The following is a 15,819-nucleotide window of genomic DNA, read 5'->3' as shown; positions in this document are numbered from 1 at the left end:
TTCGCCTTACAGCGCGATATCAATACACACGCCCGTGCCGCCTTGTGCGACGGGGATTTGCCACGGCATGCCCAGCGGGGCTTTCGGCTGTGGCCTGATGAAACGGATGGCCGCCATTAGTCGTCGTGATAACCCGCTTCCGGGATCGTCCCAGTCATGGACCTCAAGCAAATCCAGTATTTCATCGCGTTGTTCGAAGACGGCTCGGTCACGCGCGCGGCCAAGCGGCTGAACATCGTGCAGCCCGCGCTCAGCATGCAGATCGCGAAGCTGGAGGAGGAGTTGCATCAGCAGCTTTTCGATCGGGGCGCGCACGGCATGGCGCCGACCGCCGCGGGGCGGCTGATGTACCGGCTCTTTCTGCCCATCATGCGTGACCTCGCGCACGCGCGGCAGCAACTCGTGCAACGCGATGAAGTGGTGACGGGGCATGTGGGGATTGGGCTCATCGCGTCGGTGACGGAGAGCGTGCTCGCGGACTCGCTGTCGCGTTTTCATGCGCGCTATCCGCATGTCGAAGTGACGGTAGCGGACGGCTACAGCGCAACTTTCATCGATTGGGTGGCGGGCGGTCAGCTCGATGCCGCGCTGATCAACAAGCCGCGTGCGCGTCTGTCGCTCGATTCGCAGCCGCTGCTCGATGAAGAGATGGTGCTCGCGACCAGTGTCGCGCATGGGCCGGAGCTGCCGCATTCGATCGAATTCGCGCAATTGCCCGAACTGGAACTCGTGTTGCCAACCAAACGCAACGGTCTGCGTGGTGTGCTCGATACGGCGGCGCAACATGAAGATGTGATGCTCGCGCCGCGCTTCGAAATCGATGTGCTGTCAACCATCGTCGCGCTCGTCGAGAAGACGCGCTTTGCGACGATTCTGCCGCGTATCGTCGTTGGACGCGCGGTGCGTGAGGGGACGTTGCGCGCGTATCCGATACTCGCGCCACGCATCGTGCGGCACATCGTGCGCGTGAGCCATCCGCGCCGGCCGCTCAGCGCGGCGGCGGAAGCGCTGATTTCGATCATCGCGGATGAATTGCGGCAGGTGTCGAGCGCGATGGATGTGGGCGTGCCCGTGGAGCAGAAGGAAGCGGCTGGCTGAGCCAGAACGTGGGATGGTGTGGATCGTCGCGACCTGCGAAGCATGTCATCATGTCGACGCCCAACGATCCAACGCAACGACTCGACCGATGAACCTCAGAGCGCTTCAATGTTTCGTGACGCTCGCTGAAGAGCTGAACTTCAGCCGCGCCGCGGAGCGTCTGCATATTGCGCAACCCGCGCTCAGCCAGCAGATCCGCGCATTGGAAGAACGGCTCGGCACGCAACTGATCGACCGCACGCGCAGGCCGCTGCGTCTCACGGAAGCAGGACAGTACCTGTGTACCGAGGCGAAGCAAATACTCGGCTCGCTCGAACAGGCGACGCTCGGCGCGGCCGAAATCGGCATGGGCCGGCGCGGCTGGTTGAGTGTCGGCTTCACGCGCTCGGCGATGTACAGCATTCTGCCGCCTGCGTTGAAGGCCTTTCACCGCGAGTTTCCGCAGGTCGAGCTGAAGCTCTACGAAATGCTCACCGACGAACAGAGCGACGCGCTGCGCGACATGCGCATCCACGTCGGCATCGGACGACAGCCGCTCGCGATGTCGGGCTACACGTCGCGCGTGCTGTTGCGTGAGCAACTCGTCGTCGTGATGGCGCTCGATCATCCGCTTGCAAAGCGAAAGAAAGTGAAAGTCGCCGAACTGGCCGACACGCCGTTGATCCTCTATCCGAAGCATCAGAATGCGCAGTACAAGCGGTCGGTGCTGTCGCTGTATCGCGATGCGGGTGTCACGCCGTTCATCGCGCACCAGGCTTACGAAATACAGACTGCGATTGCGCTCGTCGCGGCGGGGCTGGGCGTGACGGTGGTCGGGGAATCGGTTGCCCGGCATGGACGTACCGACGTCGTGTATCGCCATCTGGAAGGCCCGGGTTCCGCACAGCGTTCGACCCTCGCCGCCACCTATCGCGACGACGACACGTCGCCGCATCTGCTCGCATTCTTACGCTGCCTTCCGCCGCCGCTCGACGACAGCGGCACACTATAAGACGATCGTTATACAAGAATAAGCATCTCGTCTTGGACTTCCTGGCTGCGCATTCCTACCATCGAACAGGTAGCTGACGTTGTGGTTTGAACCACATCGCTCAGTCCACTGGAATGAAGCGACCGCAGTGTCGCGCGCTCAGGAAGGAGACGGCATGACCCGCATCGACGAAGCAGCAACCATGCGAAAAGTGTACGGGCGCTTGATGCCCTTGCTCTTCGCAATGATGTTCTTCAACTATCTCGACCGCATCAACATCGGCTTCGCAGCGCTCGACATGAACAACGACATGGGCTTCAGTCCTGCCGTGTTCGGCTTCGCGGGGAGTATTTTCTTCGTCGGATACATGCTGCTCGAAGTGCCGAGCAATCTGCTGTTGCATCGGGTCGGCGCGCGTCGGTGGATTGCGCGCATTCTGCTCACGTGGGGCGCGGTGGCAGCCGCCACCGCGTTCGTGTTCAACGACACCAGCTTCTACGTGCTGCGCTTTCTGCTGGGCGTGATGGAAGCGGGCTTCCTGCCCGGCGTCGCCGTTTATCTGACCAAGTGGTTTCCCGAACGCTACCGGGCGCGCGCCGTTGGCGGCTACATCATCGCGGGCTCGTTTTCTGCGGTGCTCGGCGGCCCGATCTCGACGTCGCTGATGACCTACGCGAACGGCGTGCTCGGACTGCATGGCTGGCAATGGATGTTTATCCTCGAAGGCGTCCCGGCGATGCTGCTAGGCCTCCTGACGCTGCGCATCATGACCGAGCGTCCCGCCGATGCCGCATGGCTTAGCGACGACGAGAAGCGCTGGCTCGAATCGACGCTCGCCGCCGAACGCGAAGCGCTCGGTGGCCATACGCATGTTTCTTTTCTGCGCGTGGCGGGCGATATCCGCGTGTGGAGCCTTGCATGTCTGTTCGGCTGTGCGCTCGTGGGGATTTACGGGCTCTTTCTGTGGCTGCCGCAGATCGTCAAGAGCCTTGGCCATCTGAGCAATATCGAAGTCGGCTTTCTTTCTGCTGCGCCCCCGCTGCTAGGCGTACTGGGCACGTTCCTGATCAGCCGCAGTTCCGACCGTTCCGGCGACCGCAAGAAGCACCTCGCATTCGTGTATGGCGCGAGCGCGATTGCCATCGCGGGCAGTGCCTATGCGCCGAATCCCGTGATCGCTTATGCGCTGCTGTGCGTAACGGGACTCTTTATTTACGCGGGCAATCCACTGTTCTGGAGCCTCGCGTCGTCGTTCCGCACAGGCGCGGCGGGCGCCGCCACGATTGCGCTGATCAACACGATCGCGCAGTTCGGCGGACTGGTGGGGCCGTGGAGCATCGGATTGGTGCGCCGCGCGACGGGCAACTTCTCGCTGGCGTTGCTGACCATCGCGGCGTTCCTCGTGATCGCGACGATCATCGCGTTGGTCATGCGCGCCACGCCGCCGGAGGAGGGCACGTCTTCGGCGCTCGCGAATGGCGATGCCGCCACCGGCAGCTAATAGTGTTTATCGCAGGTTCATTGGAAAGACTCAAAGGGTTCGCTACATGATCATCGACTGCCACGGTCATTACACGACGTCGCCACGATCGCACGAAGCGTGGCGCGCGAAGCAGATTGCCGCGCTGAAAGACGGCACGCCCGTGCCGCCGCGTCCCGTCATCACGGATGACGAGATCCGCGAAAGCATCGAAACGGGACAGCGCCGCATTCAACGCGAGCGCGGCACCGACCTCACGATCTTCTCGCCCCGCGCTGCGGGCATGGGACATCATCTCGCAGGCGCAGAGGCGAATGCCGTCTGGTCGAGCGAGTGCAATGACCTCGTGCATCGTGTTTGCTCTCTGTTTCCAAGGCATTTTGTCGGGGTGTGCCAGTTGCCGCAGGCACCCGGTGTGTCGCCCGACAATAGCATTGCAGAACTGCGCAGGTGTGTGCAGGAGCTTGGCTTTATCGGCTGCAATCTGAATCCGGATCCCTCTGGCGGGCACTGGTCTGGGCCGCCGCTTACCGATCGCTTCTGGTATCCGTTATACGAAGCGATGGTTGAACTCGATGTGCCCGCGATGATTCACGTGTCGTCATCGTGCAATCCGAATTTTCATGCGACGGGCGCGCATTACATCAACGGCGATACGTCTGTGTTCATGCAGTTGCTCACCGCCGATCTGTTCACGGACTTTCCCACTCTGCGCTTCATCATTCCTCATGGCGGCGGCGCCGTGCCGTATCACTGGGGACGTTATCGCGGGCTCGCGCAGGACATGAAGCGGCCGTTGCTGCGCGACTATCTGCTGAAGAACGTGTTCTTCGATACGTGCGTGTATCACCAGCCCGGCGCCGAGCTGCTCGCGAAAGTGATTCCCGTCGAGAACATTCTCTTCGCGTCGGAAACCATCGGCGCAGTGCAGGGCATCGATCCCGAGACCGGTCACTACTATGACGACACGCGGCGCTATATCGATGCAATCGAATGGTTGAGCGACGTGGACCGGCAACGCATCTACGAAGACAACGCGCGGGCGGTGTATGCACGCCTCACCGCGCAACTCGAAAAACAACTGGCAACGGAAGGGGCGACGATATGAATCCGATCGGCTGGCGCGAATATGAATCGGCTCCACAAGCGAGCCCTGCAACGCTGGATGCGTTGCGCGAGCTTGCTGTGTCGCTGCTCAGCGACAACATGGCGCGCGCAAGTGGAATAGTGGGCTTGCAGGCGTATCACAAGCCGCATGCGATGGCGGGTACGGCTGTCACGGTGCGCACGCGTGGCGGCGACAATCTCGCGATCCATCGAGCGTTCGACTTTTGCAGGCCCGGCGACGTGCTCGTGATCGACGGCGGCGGCGAGCTGACCCAGGCGCTGATGGGCGACATCATGGCGAGCTATGCGGAAAGCCTCGGCGTGCAGGGTCTGGTGATCGACGGTGCGATACGCGATGTCGGCGCGCTGCGTCAACGCGAGTTTCCTGTGTATGCGCGGGGCGTTACGCATCGCGGGCCTTACAAGAACGGGCCCGGGGAAATCAACGTGCCCGTGACGGTTGGGCGGATGGTGGTGAATCCGGGCGACATCATTGTTGGCGATGAAGATGGTCTGCTGGCAATTGCGCCTTCGGATGTGGAAAGCGTGATTGAAGGGGCGCGCAAGCAGGGCGCGAAGGAAGCGGCTGCGTTGCAATCGATTGGCGAAGGGCGGTTCGACCGGTCATGGGTGATGCCGCATCGCGATCGGATGATGAACGGGTGAGGTTTTGCGAGCGGCGCGGCGTGGTTACGCGAGTTGAGGTATAAGGGACGCTCGCGCCGTCGGCATCGAATCAACCCGGAAACAGGCAATACTTCATGACACCCTATGTGGACGCAGCGGCGCTTGTCGCACTTGCTCAGCGCGCGGAGGAAAATGGTTCGGCGCCTTGCTCGTGTACGAAGACGCCGCTAGATGGATGGCAATCGCAACCGCTTTCGCTCGATGAAACCCGGCTTGTCGAGGTGGCTACGCTCATGCGCGAGGATGATCCCGAGCCGACGTTTGCTGAGTATCGGCCGGATAACGTTCAGTACTGGTCGCCGGATGCGCCGATCGCGCCGCGGTACTTTCCGTATAACCGGTGTGGTGTGTGGGAGTGTTCGGACTGCGGGCGGTTGTACTTGCGTTATACGGAAGGTGGCGGGTATTTCGTGGATCGGCGCATTCGGGCGCTGAAGGCGGGGTTGGTTGAGGATGTGGGGGTTTGAGGTGGGGTTTGGTTTTGTGGAGGCTTGGCTGGTGGTGGGACTTGTTCCTACTATCCACGTCCGACTCGGGTGTTGCTAAGTGGTTGATATTGCTGATTTATTGTTGCTCGACGGAGCGGGGCGGTCGCCATTAGTAGGATCGACGTCCTACTAAACGCAGCCGATCGTGGCGAATCCGACCAAGCGTGTCCGTTTGCAACGTCCGAGAAGGCCCTGTGGCGAGCACGTGGCGGTCGGAACCCGACCGTAATTTAAAAGAGTGGGTGGAACAAAGAGGGCACGCGCGGACGCCGGTTCTGTTGGTGGCCTGCGCCGAATGTCCCATGTCGACACTCTGGCAGTGGCTGCGGTGAACCAGGGCACCATCGGTTCTCGCGAGCCGAGCGTGCAACTATCCATCACCCACCTCCGACCGATCCTAAAAGATCGGTCGAGCTGAATACCGACCGAACACTCGAGCTTGAAAAGATATGGGAATTTAACCCCCCCGTTGCCGGATCGGGAGTCCACGGACGGTTGCGAAAGTGATGGACCTGGCGCTTCGGCTTTGCGCTTGAGATGATTTGGAAGCTGTTCGGCTGCCAGTGCAGCTGTCCCGTCCACCATATAATGAAGAACCGACGCGCTAATCGATTTGCGTTCCGGCTTGCTGTTCAGCTCCGAGGAACGAATAAGAGAAGAGGTCAATCATGGTGCACATCCGGGAGTGAAGGCGGCCTGAGACGCGTTCGGTAGCGCGTCAGTGCTGTCAACATCTCGTCAGAAACGGATGTCTTAAGGCGGCAGGCGCAAAAGCCAGCCGCTGCCTTCCATGCGAAACTCGGACATTTTCCGTTTAAGGCGTCATCACCATTAAGTCTTAACAACTTCTTCGACAACTCTACGACGCTGACGACTTGGATACGTTGCCCCGTGGCACCCCTATTGAAGAGATGGCGGCTGAACGGACGGGGTTCGAAAGGAACGCCGTGCGGGCCATCTGCGGGCGTCCCAAGCGCTATGCAATTTGTATAAGGCGACTCGGCTCATCGCGATAAACGCAACTCGGACGATATAATCTTTTTTTACCGAATTGCGCATGCGCAACGCGATTTGTGTATCGTCCAGGATGATTCGTATGTCTGTAGAACGGGTAGGTGCCGAAGGTTTTCGCTATCAGGATCTTGTTACAGCTTGGATCGGGCTACAAGCGAATACATTACCTCAAGCCACACTTTTGCCGGAAAAGATCGGGGGCGAAGACGCGGAACTACGGTTTACGTGTACCTCTGACGAAAAGATCCTTGAGATCCAGGTGAAAGGGCAGCAGGCTAACCAGGTTGGAATGGACTTATTGTCAAATGTCCTAGCCCACTTTCCAAGCCGCGAATCAGACGGCACTCTTCTCGAACGCCTCATCTCGGACGGCCGCCGCTACCTTGTGCTTGTCGTCAGGCAGCGGTGCAACGACAGTGTCAAGGATTTTGTCGTAGACGAGATTCTTCCGGCGACGCCGAATGAACGTATCACGAATGCACACGTAAAGGCTGTGTCGGCCGAGTTGACAAGAGTCAAGTCGAACAAAGGACGGCAGAAGACAACCAGGCTACAGGAGCAACGGAAGGAACAGCGTCGCGAGCTCGGAGGTTATGATCAGGGGCTCCTTCTCGCTGCGCTTCAAAGGGTCCGGATTGTTGAACGGGTCAAACGCAATGATCTCCGCGAAAATTGCACACTGCTGCTGCGAAAGGCGAGGATATTTGAGGACAAGGCAGCAGATGCCATCCGTGCCTTGACCGAGGCAGTAACTGACGCGAAGGACACGCATACTGACGCAATGCTAGGGATTAAGCAGATATTGGAGCGCCTTGGCGGTCCGCTGCTGCTACCCACTGGGTATGTTGTTCGTGGTTCAGAAGGAGACTGGGAGCGAACCCTGTCAACCCGGGACGTGCTTCTTCTGTCCGGCCACCCACGTTGCGGGAAGTCAGATGCTGCGCGCTATATTGCGCACGTATTTCAGGACTACGGCTACGAGGTTCAGGTGGGGAGCCGACTGGACACCGCTTTGGCATTTCTAGAGGATTCGTTCGCTCCCCGGCGCACGTTCATCCTGGACGATCCTCTGGACAATGCGGAGCGGGTACACGCTGAACTGGCGGCACTGGAACGGCTCGTTCAGCGAACCAGCAACGCGCGAAAGCTTATCGTTACGCAATCAGTTGGAACGCTCCTCGAGGCTTCCAGAAAAACCAGCCTCGCTGATTGCACTATCGGAAGGCATCGCTGGCACGATCTGTCAGCCCCACCCATGGAGTTCGTTCGAACCGCGTGGTCAAGCATTGCTCGCGTACAGGAGGTTCCCGACTGGCTACGACGGCGCGTCGATCACGGGATTGCGTCGAGCGAGCTAACGCTTGAACTCGGCTGTCTGCGGCATCTGGCATCAATGTGGGAAGATATACCCGAGACTGCTACGCTGGAAGACATGTCCCGGACTGCTCGCCAGGAGGCCCGGCAATTGGCCTTGTCAATCATCGACCGGCCGGGGATGGCTGACGTGCTAGTGGCGCTGGCTGCGGCTACCACGCCGGAGTTGTCTTTGAACGAAGAGGACTTGCGCTTTATCCTGCAGCGACACGTTCAGGACGGCAGGCCGTCATCGAGACGGAGGGTGCTCGGGGTGATGCACTCATTGGGAGCGAACCTTCCTGCAGAGCCACAGTTCCCTGAGTATGAATTGCTCGAGCCGCTAACTGCAGAACATGGGAGCGCACTCAATTTTCTCGAACGGCGTCGCTACATCGAGCGTGATCGATTCGGCAACATAAATTTGCCGTTGCCGTTTTATAGAGCCGCAGCGACGGATGCACTTCGGGGTGACGATCGCGCGACCGTCGAGGCTATCCGTCGTCTCTTGGACCGTGCTCTGTTTTGCTTGTCGCCACGAACATCGCGCGCAGCCGCACGCAACGTCTCGTGGATTCGCAAAGAAGTTCAGTCTATCGAAACAAGTGACTGGTTTTTGCGTCTCGCGGATGCGGTGAAGACTTCGATGTTTCCAGCAACAAAGGACAACTGCCTCGCTGTTCTGATGGAGTTCGAAGGAGGCAACCTCATCGAAAAAGACGAAAAACTGATCGGCATCCGTAAGGAGCGGTGGGGGGACTGCATTCGGGCCGTGACCGCTAACGAGATCGACGCATATCGCTTCCATGACGGTGAGGCGTGGCTAGTACGGGAAGGGATTGACCATCGATCGTTGCTGGCGGAGTTTGAGCGGCGAAAGGTGAAGATAGACACGAAGACGCGCAAACGTCTTGCGGCCAATCTAGCCGACGTGAAAATGCCGCTGCCGTCAGTTCAAGCCGTTGTCGACATCCTCAAGCTGGCGGAAGGCGGTGTTTTACAGATTTCGGAGAGTATGGCCGTTCGCCTATTCCAATATGACGAGGGTTTTGTCCGAGCAGAGACTGCCAGAATCTGGACGTCTCACTCGTCAGACCCAAGGGGAGTGGTATGGCAGACACTGTGCCGTGATAAGCACCCGGCCGTAATATTGGGGGCGCTCGATGGTGTGGTCGTCGGGTGGCCAGCCTATGCCGACGACGTGAAACGCGCGCTTCTCGAAGCCCTTTCCGGGATGCTGGCGAGTCCGTTGTCCCGGGTAGTCTACGCCGGGCATCTGCTGGACATATTTGCGCCAAGCGAGTACCAGAATAACGAGGCACCGTCGAAGATTTTCTCAGTTCTCTTTTCTGGTTTGCTGGAGAATTTTTCGCCATCCGGTTGGCTGGATGAATCCAAGCTTTATGGCGCTGTCGAGATTGTAGTTGACACGAGCCCTGTGTCAGAAGCTTTTGTTTTGCTCGACGCATGGAGTACGTACCTTGAGCGCCGTACGTCCGCAAAGCTCTTACCCACGGATTCCGGCTTGGCAATAGCTCGCCTGATCCTGGACGCTACCCGGAATAAACCTGATCTTCGCGAAGGACGCATAGCAAGGCTCCTCGCTGTAAAGGGAACCAGTGCTGTCGCAAGGACATTACGCGACCTGCTTCGTCGATGGAGCGAACTTACGGATGCTGAGCAGGCAGCAATAGCTGACCTCTTGAGACGCCGCCGTAAGGATGCCAAGTGGCTTCTTGCTGTCGCCGTGACTCAGCCGAACCTGAACGAATACCAGAAGATTCTTCCTGGTCATCTTTCCTCTCTAGCCGGAACGTCGGCGATCGAAGCGCTGAGATCAATGGGCGCTACTCTCGCGGATGCCGCGTTGCGCACATATTGTGGCGCTCCCACGATTCTGTCTCACGTAGGTCTGTCTGATACTGGCAGCCAGCTTTGGGAGGATATCTTGCTGCATGTTGCGACGTTACCGGGACATCGTCGGTTTTCGCTTGCCGTGCAAAAGGTGTTCACGTCAATGCGGAGCGAAGCTGCGCTTACCTTGATCCGAAGCGCAAAGCGAGAACACGTTCTAGTTTATTTCTCAGCTTTTCTTGCGACAGCCGTTGTTGAGTCGTGGTGGCGCGACGAAGACATATGGGCCGCCTTGCTGGAGAAGTGCGTGGATGCGGGGGTGATTGCACAGTCGCTATTGAAGATGTGCGACGTTGCAAATGCGGTTATCGACCGGTGGTCCGAGTTTGAGGGATGGATACCGCAAAAGCAATACAGGGAAATAGTCGAAGGCCAGATGCAGGAGGACTTCGTAGGCCACGCCGTATACGTGCTTCATGAGCAGTGTCTGCGAGGCAAAATCTCAGAAAAAGTGTTCTTCGAGAAAGTCGAGCAAATTCGGCCATATCTTAAGGCAGATCAGTTTAAGCTGGCTTTTACTCCGAGGAATCTCGAGGTGGTCAGTGAGCGTTTCCAGCAACTCTTTGACGAAGGAGCGGTTGCAGCTTTCAAGGAGCGCACATCCGAGCTGGAGGCCGCGAGAAGCGAGTTACGCAGAGTCGTGAACGGCGATGACGCGTGCGAAGCATGGGTGGCCCCGTAGAAAGTGTGCGACACGGTGATGTCAGTGTTGAAGCATCCTACATATCCGGGGGAGAATCAGGCAAGAGAGCCACGCTCCGGCTTGCACGGTAGAGGAGAGGCTCGGTCGGAATTTTGCGTGATAACTTCCGCAGACCAGGCGGCACCGGGTCTCGTAATGCAAGTTCTGGATCGGCGGCGCGAGTCAGGTGTTTGCCGGCCGTGCGGACACTCAGGCTTCAGCCGACCCACCACACGAAGGCCCGTGCACGTATAGGTCGTCGCTGTATCGCGATCCGTCCGCGTTAGTGGCGGTTGAGTGGCGGCACGTTGCACAAAACTTTCGTCGTCGGCAATGTCGACAGAATCCGCGCACCCGCCAGTAGATATCGGGTGTATCTGCGGTGCAGCGAATGCCATTGCTTGGGCGATTGTGGCTCAGAAGTCTACGCGGAACCAAGTCAGATCAATTTTTTCTGTTGCGTAATATCAGGAGACGTATTGCGGGGTAGGTCATTGACCGAAGTGTTTCAGCTTTATCTTTTCTATCGTCCGGCAGGTATCTCGCAGCCATCTGAGTGACAATCGATACAACATTGTGCAACCTGGGTTCTCGAAATTTTCCCTTTTGATGGCCCTCGGTCTCGTGGTTGACCGAAAGGATCAGTGGAGAATCGTCGTTTGGGTCTGGAAGTGGAGACATTTCGAAGCGCACGCGATATCGCGATAAAGCCTCAAGCGTTTGATAAGGCACCGGCACGGGTATCGGTGGTGTTTGCAACTTGTTGTTGGTCAGCGGTGGGCACCAAAACCATGAGTCGCCCTGCAATCGAAAATTGCTCATTCGGCCCTGGACCAATTCTTGTTGTGTTGGCGCGAGTTGGTCAGCGAATGTGAACAGGAAACGGGCTCGTTCCGCGCTATCCTCGGCGCGCGGCGTATTGCGCGGAAGGTTGTTCACGCCCTTCATAATAACAGGCCAGACGTCAAAGTCGAAAACATGATCTAGCCTCGGTTTTCTTGCTGGACCTGTTAGTCTGGTCAGCCACCCCCCGGTGAAGGCATCGCCGATCGGATTGCCTGTCACGTAGCCGTTACTTACCCAAAAGGTGAACATTGGGGCGATGCCTTGAGCCCAATCGTACCTTGCGTCGAGCTTCGCACTTCCGAAAGGTTTCCAGCCATCGGTTGCACGACGGCGCCCGCCTAGTTTGGTAGTGGTCCAAAAATCTCGTGGGTGAGGATTTTTGCAAAACGCCACATATTCGCGAAGATCTTGGTACATCAATGAGGAGACCGCCTTTTCTTTGACGATCCAGGACCACAGGAAGAATTGGTCTAGAGCGCGGGCATATCTGTGTCTGGTGGGCATTCCGTAATGAGAAATACTTTCGAGATATGCTTCAGCGGCCGCCCAGTCCGTGTCAGCTGTGATGGCTAGGTGAGACTCTGGCGCACGAAACTTTCCGTTCCTACCCGAAAGCTTATCTGGGGGAGTAAGTTCGCAAGCCGGTCGAAGCGGAAGATACCACTTAGCGCGCGCGGACATGGAAAAGTCCTCCTTAGTTAGAGGTAAAGTCCAAATATGGAGTTTTTACAGTAACATATAAAACTTCTAAGTCAAGGCGGGTGTCGCCAGTGGTCGGTTGTGGTTAGGCGGCGAAAGTCTCCAGATGGTCGGGAGCAATTCTCTGCATCTGTCGCGAGAGCAGAACTCTCCGTGACTTTAAAACGCGCACGCGGCCCCTCAGGGGGAGAAAAGATGGAGGATGTGATGATTCACACGCTGAAGGGTCGGCGAGGGAAGCGTAGTGGCATGTTCAACTTAGGCCGAAAAGCGGATTTCGAGAGCAGCCGCGCGTGCAATGGCTTGCAGTATGGTCAGATGCCGCATGAATCTGTTTTTTCGACCTTTGCTCGTTTCTGTGCGCTCAACGTCTTGGATTCGACGCGAAAAGCAGAGCTTGGCGATGTTAGACTATATCGGACTCCAAAATTATTTGGATTTGTGGTGGAAATCAATGTTGAAGGCATAGAAGCTGCTACAGGGTGGACGGTTTCCGATGTACAACTCGACTTGTCGCGAACTATTCCGAATGCGGCGGGATTGGTGTTTACGACCTCAATCAGAGTCTGCTATAGCTGCCTTGCACATGGATTCCATAGTACATGGCATCAATTTAGGCTTCTTCGAGAATGTCCGATTCACCATGAAGAACTCAGTACTACATGCCTGTGCTGCAACCAAGATATCTCTCAAGCGTTCTCAGGGGTCCCGCGTACATTAGGAGTCGCTCCGTTACTGCGATGTCCGCACTGCGATATTTCACCCGCATTTCTGGAATTTTCGCTAGAGCGGCACGATGTGTTCCGACGATCAGCGGGGAAGGTGGTTGAGGCATTTGCTCCTTTGAAATTGTGGTTTGATGAGGCAAGAAGCATTTTCCAGATGATCGATGCTCTCGTCGCGCAGAATCTGCCAAGAGCGTGGGTGAAGTGGTGTGATCCGGAGATTTTCCTCCTAAGCGTGCTTCACCGGTTGCACCCATTTCCAGACATAATCGACTGTGCACAACTACTTCCGATTGGGATGCAAACGTGGGCGCAAACATCCGCGACTGAATTCAATAATCGACGCTACCGTGGAGCTTCTCGGTCAATTCCCCATAGGGGAGTTTATTCGGCTGTGCTAAGACGATTTAATCGTTGGATATTTGGTGAAGACGCGCCCAGTGTGATCCGCTTTGACCTTGAGCAACTCTTTGGTCCCGATGGGCTCAATTCCGAGACGCGAGATGAACTTGGAATTGCACTTGTGCTGTTCAGAGCATGGTACGAAGCGCTTGTTCAGAGTCCATCGAAATGGGCTGATCCAACAGCGATTGTCTTGCGAGGACGACTGCCTTTCAACGGGAATCAAAACTTCTCGCGGAATGCTCAGAAAGCAATACTCCTCGGTAGCTTCGCCGTTTTCGTCAACCTCATCAGAACACGAGGGCCGACTGTCTACCGTGCAGAGGAATTTGTCGCGGACGAAATTTCATTGGTGCAACTGCTGCCAATGGTTTTGTCAGGACTTGGCGATTGGCCGCATGCGAACGCCGTCTTCTACCCTCGCCCTGACATGCCGTGATCTTTCATTGCTCCGTTGCAAAGTCTTCACCGTAGGATCGGAAGGCCCTACGCAAGAGCATTTTATTTCGACATGCGCGCAAGCGAACCCTCCGAATGACAACATCTGTGTCGCAATGACGCCCATACGCGCCTAGATATCTTCTGTCAGGATCTGGTCGGTTATCCGCGATCACAGCGGGAGGGGAACTCGGCATGCCCGGTTTGGGATGCCGCTGAACGATCCGATAGGGGCCCGCTGGCACGGAATTTCCCGCGAAAGGACTCCCTGTCTGCCCGATTTGCAAACATTGAAAACAGCCAAATTGTCGTTGGTGGAATCAGGCTTCGTGAAACGATGTGCTGCGTACGAGATCCCTCTTTGACTTTGGGACCGGCACCACGAGTGTTTCTGTTCCGAGTACACGCATTACCTGGAGGAGAAAGCTGAGGCGGAATGTCCCTCTCATCGCTTTGTGGGCAATGGACTTCTCCGTTTCCTCCAAACCATGCTTCTGAAGAATCTCTGCGAGGCTCCGATACGTCAGGCCATGCCTTCGCAGCTCGTCCTTCAGAATTTTCCTGCACTCGTAACCGAAGTCGATGTCCTCAAGAACATCATAGTCCGACATAAACCCCTCCAAATTCATCATCTGTGAGTAAAAACTCCTCATCACTACACAGATAATACCAAGTCCTTCCTATTTCACCTCAATCTGTTGACGGTCACTGTACGCCGTTCCGCAGACCGGTTATCGTACAGCTCGCGAACTCCATATTTGGAGTTTTACTAAAAATATGGAGATAGCTTCGACCGCCACGCTCCTGCACGTCGCTATTTTACCCTCCCGAAGGGTGTAGCAGCGATGTATGCGCCGTACGGTCGAACAGCAAGTTCAGTCAGGTATTCGTAGGCTTTTCAGGGCCTCGCAGCGTCGTCGCGAGGGCGAGTCACAACGGACGAGGCAGAGGACGCGATGGACAGATCAGACAAATCACAGGTTGTGGAAAATCCCTTCTGGGTCCGGACGGACCGACGGATCAAGACCTATCTTGCTGGCACATCCCGGTACCGGGGACTGTCGACGCTGAGAATCGTGGACTTCAAGAAGGTGCCGCCGAATCCCGATCAGTCAAGGCGGTACGCGATCTACGGTGATGTATTGGCTTGCTTCCTTTTCTTGCAGGAGTGGGAACCTTCGGTGGTTTCATTTGGTATGGGTGAAGGGAAGCGTCCCGTAACCGAAGATGACCCGGCTGTCGACGCGTCTGCGCCCGTTATCAGCAAGCTTGCGAGCGGTGAGTACGTCTGGACGACGTGCGTAACCGGGCTTCCGAAATCAAAACGCGGGAAGAATCGCCTGGATGCGTGTGCACGGGAAGCACGGGAACAGGGGGCGCGACATCAGATATTCACGTACGACGATGGGAGAGCCAATCACCAGCGGCTCGAGAACGTCGTCACACTCAATTCGATGCTTCATCGAGTTCCGGGCGATCGATACGACTGTCGGGTAGAGCTTGCCGCGATTCGAGACGCGCTCAAGCTGCGACCGACGACCACACTCGAGTATCTGCAGGCGGCAGAGGGAGTGTCGGTAGCAAAAATGCAGGGCAGCGTTGCCGCCCTGTTGCACTCGGGGGACCTCGAGACAGTCAAGGGCCTCGATCGGGAAACATTTTCGCTGGTTAGCGAGCTCCGCTGGTCGAAGCTTTCCTGATTCAGTCTCCCGCACTGAGTCCTTTTCATGCCACCGCCCAACGGAAACCACCCACCAACAAGTCTTGGTGCGACTCTGGTCCGGTCGCTGGGTCGTTATTACGGTAGCAGCAAGTCCGCTATTCGGCACGCAGGGTCGAGCCTGTCAGGCTGGATGAACGTCGCTGTTGGGGGGCTGCTGCGACAGTCAGTCATTTTCGGGGTTCCAATGCCCGCA

The 15,819-nt window shown here is 57.2% G+C and carries 11 protein-coding genes; 9 read left to right on the top strand and 2 right to left on the bottom strand.

What is annotated here, in order from left to right; all coding sequences use genetic code 11:
• The first annotated feature begins 156 nt into the window (after window positions 1-156).
• The 7 genes from C2L65_RS36645 (at window position 157) to C2L65_RS36615 (ending at window position 10,793) form a co-directional block, all read left to right on the top strand.
• The gene (locus C2L65_RS36645) at window positions 157-1,098 is read left to right on the top strand and encodes a LysR family transcriptional regulator (protein WP_042304900.1); all 942 of its coding nucleotides are present in this window, start codon (window positions 157-159) and stop codon (window positions 1,096-1,098) included.
• A gap of 88 nt (window positions 1,099-1,186) precedes the next feature.
• Window positions 1,187-2,089: a LysR family transcriptional regulator gene (locus tag C2L65_RS36640; RefSeq protein ID WP_042304899.1), complete on the top strand. Its 903-nt coding sequence runs from the start codon at window positions 1,187-1,189 to the stop codon at window positions 2,087-2,089.
• Window positions 2,090-2,243: 154 nt separating this feature from the next.
• Complete coding sequence (locus C2L65_RS36635; RefSeq protein WP_042304898.1) at window positions 2,244-3,569, top strand: MFS transporter; 1,326 nt, start codon at window positions 2,244-2,246, stop codon at window positions 3,567-3,569.
• A 46-nt stretch (window positions 3,570-3,615) separates the two neighbouring features.
• Window positions 3,616-4,656: an amidohydrolase family protein gene (locus C2L65_RS36630; protein ID WP_042304897.1), complete on the top strand. Its 1,041-nt coding sequence runs from the start codon at window positions 3,616-3,618 to the stop codon at window positions 4,654-4,656.
• Window positions 4,653-5,321 (top strand): RraA family protein, encoded by a 669-nt coding sequence (locus C2L65_RS36625; protein ID WP_042304896.1) that lies wholly within the window; start codon window positions 4,653-4,655, stop codon window positions 5,319-5,321. Before C2L65_RS36630 ends, C2L65_RS36625 begins: the two co-directional genes overlap by 4 nt.
• Window positions 5,322-5,416: 95 nt before the next feature.
• Complete coding sequence (locus tag C2L65_RS36620; RefSeq protein ID WP_042304895.1) at window positions 5,417-5,809, top strand: hypothetical protein; 393 nt, start codon at window positions 5,417-5,419, stop codon at window positions 5,807-5,809.
• Window positions 5,810-6,926: 1,117 nt separating this feature from the next.
• Complete coding sequence (locus C2L65_RS36615) at window positions 6,927-10,793, top strand: hypothetical protein (RefSeq protein ID WP_042304894.1); 3,867 nt, start codon at window positions 6,927-6,929, stop codon at window positions 10,791-10,793.
• A gap of 444 nt (window positions 10,794-11,237) precedes the next feature.
• Here C2L65_RS36615 and C2L65_RS45860 read toward each other — a convergent pair whose 3' ends face one another.
• Window positions 11,238-12,320, bottom strand: coding sequence for a hypothetical protein (locus tag C2L65_RS45860; protein ID WP_156132243.1), 1,083 nt, complete (start codon window positions 12,318-12,320; stop codon window positions 11,238-11,240).
• 225 nt (window positions 12,321-12,545) lie between these two features.
• Between C2L65_RS45860 and C2L65_RS45855 the strand changes: the two genes are divergently transcribed.
• Window positions 12,546-13,904: a hypothetical protein gene (locus C2L65_RS45855; RefSeq protein WP_156132242.1), complete on the top strand. Its 1,359-nt coding sequence runs from the start codon at window positions 12,546-12,548 to the stop codon at window positions 13,902-13,904.
• Between the two features lie 319 nt (window positions 13,905-14,223).
• Here the strand turns inward: C2L65_RS45855 and C2L65_RS36610 are convergent, their stop codons facing one another.
• Complete coding sequence (locus tag C2L65_RS36610; RefSeq protein ID WP_042304943.1) at window positions 14,224-14,514, bottom strand: DUF6471 domain-containing protein; 291 nt, start codon at window positions 14,512-14,514, stop codon at window positions 14,224-14,226.
• A gap of 345 nt (window positions 14,515-14,859) precedes the next feature.
• On the opposite strand from C2L65_RS36610, the gene C2L65_RS36605 reads away from it, so the two are divergent.
• The gene (locus C2L65_RS36605; RefSeq protein ID WP_042304893.1) at window positions 14,860-15,603 is read left to right on the top strand and encodes a hypothetical protein; all 744 of its coding nucleotides are present in this window, start codon (window positions 14,860-14,862) and stop codon (window positions 15,601-15,603) included.
• Window positions 15,604-15,819: the final 216 nt, after the last annotated feature.

The organism is Paraburkholderia terrae (assembly GCF_002902925.1).
Taxonomy (GTDB): Bacteria; Pseudomonadota; Gammaproteobacteria; order Burkholderiales; family Burkholderiaceae; genus Paraburkholderia; species Paraburkholderia terrae.
The sequence above is the reverse complement of the archived record's forward strand: the minus strand, read 5'-3'. Positions and strand labels throughout refer to the sequence as shown.